Origin of the sequence: Pseudomaricurvus hydrocarbonicus (assembly GCF_011602365.1) — a bacterium.
Lineage (GTDB): Bacteria > Pseudomonadota > Gammaproteobacteria > Pseudomonadales > Cellvibrionaceae > Pseudomaricurvus > Pseudomaricurvus hydrocarbonicus.
The window spans coordinates 1-1,329 of the sequence record NZ_JAAONZ010000048.1 but is presented as its reverse complement, the minus strand read 5'-3'; the positions used below and the strand labels follow the sequence as shown (position 1 = coordinate 1,329).

1 protein-coding gene is annotated in these 1,329 nt (G+C 52.0%); it reads right to left on the bottom strand.

The window, feature by feature from the left end:
• Window positions 1-39: 39 nt before the first annotated feature.
• The gene (locus G8770_RS23770; protein ID WP_167192540.1) at window positions 40-1,254 is read right to left on the bottom strand and encodes an IS256 family transposase; all 1,215 of its coding nucleotides are present in this window, start codon (window positions 1,252-1,254) and stop codon (window positions 40-42) included.
• Window positions 1,255-1,329 lie beyond the last annotated feature (75 nt).

The following is a 1,329-nucleotide window of genomic DNA, read 5'->3' as shown; positions in this document are numbered from 1 at the left end:
GAGAGTGTCCTGATAACTGTGTAAACGTCCCGTGACGCGTCAAAGATGAGCCGTTACCCGCTCACCAAATTCGATAGTAAACCGGTTTAGCGCGGGCTTCCAGTTCCTGATCGGCATAGTCCATTTCTTTGATGCCTCCTGGATCGCCAAGTAAACCACTTTCACCGCAGATTGGTCATCTGGAAACACCTTCCGGTTGCGTGTCGATTTCCTAACAACGCTGTTTAGTGACTCAATCGCATTGGTCGTATAAATGACTTTGCGGATTTCGGCTGGGTAATCAAAGATGGCGATCAAGTTAGGCCAGTTAGCGTGCCAGGATCGGCTGATCTGCGGGTATCTCTCGTCCCACACAGCGGCAAACTGCTCCAACTTGTCTTGAGCTTCAAGCTCGGTGCTGGCTTGGTAGACCTGTTTCAAGTCGGCAGTCACGGCCTTGTAGTCTTTCCAGGGAACCAGCTTGAGGCTGTTGCGCACCATGTGAACGATGCACAGCTGGATTTTGGTATCAGGGTATTCAGCGGCAATGGCTTCCGGGAAACCCTTCAGACCGTCGACACAAGCGATCAGAACATCGTTAAGACCGCGGTTCTTAAGCTCTGTCAGCACGGACAGCCAGAACTTGGCCCCTTCTGTTTCAGCCAACCACAGGCCCAGCAATTGCTTGTGGCCTTCAATGTCGACGCCCAGTGCCAGATAGACCGATTTATTAATGACACGCTGATTGTGGCGGATTTTAAGCACGATGCAGTCGAGATAGAGGATCGGGTAGAGAGGGTCGAGTGGTCGCTGCTGCCATTCGTTGACTGACGTCATCACCCGGTCCGTGACACGAGAAATCAGCGTGGGGGATATGTCTACGTCGTAGAGCTCTTCGATCGTGGCGGCGATGTCTCGTGTGCTTTGACCCTTTGCGTACAAAAAGAGGATTTTGTCATCGATCCCTCGCGTCCGGGTCTGTCGTTTCGCGATGGCTTTGGGTTCAAACGACCCGTTCCGATCTCGCGGTGCTTCAATGTCTAGCTCGCCATGTTCGCTTCGAATGCGCTTAGCGGATTTACCGTTGCGGCTATTGCCGGTTCCATTGCCGCGAGCGGAGTGCTTCTCGTAGCCCAGATGGTCATCCAATTCACCTTCCAGAGTGGACTCCCAGAACTGTTTGCGCAGTGCTTTGGTGAACGCCTCAAAATCGGCTTCTGACTTGAATTCGCCAGCCACCTTGTCGGCCATGTCCTGTAGTTCTTTGTTTTTCATTGTCGATACCATGATTCATTAACTCCTCTAGGGTAATATGAATCACGGGGTTTACACAGTTAGTGGGACATTCTC

What these genes read in the sequence shown, in the direction of transcription:
- G8770_RS23770 (WP_167192540.1), bottom strand. Translation starts at nt 1,254, where the DNA reads ATGAAAAACAAAGAACTACAGGACATGGCCGACAAGGTGGCTGGCGAA.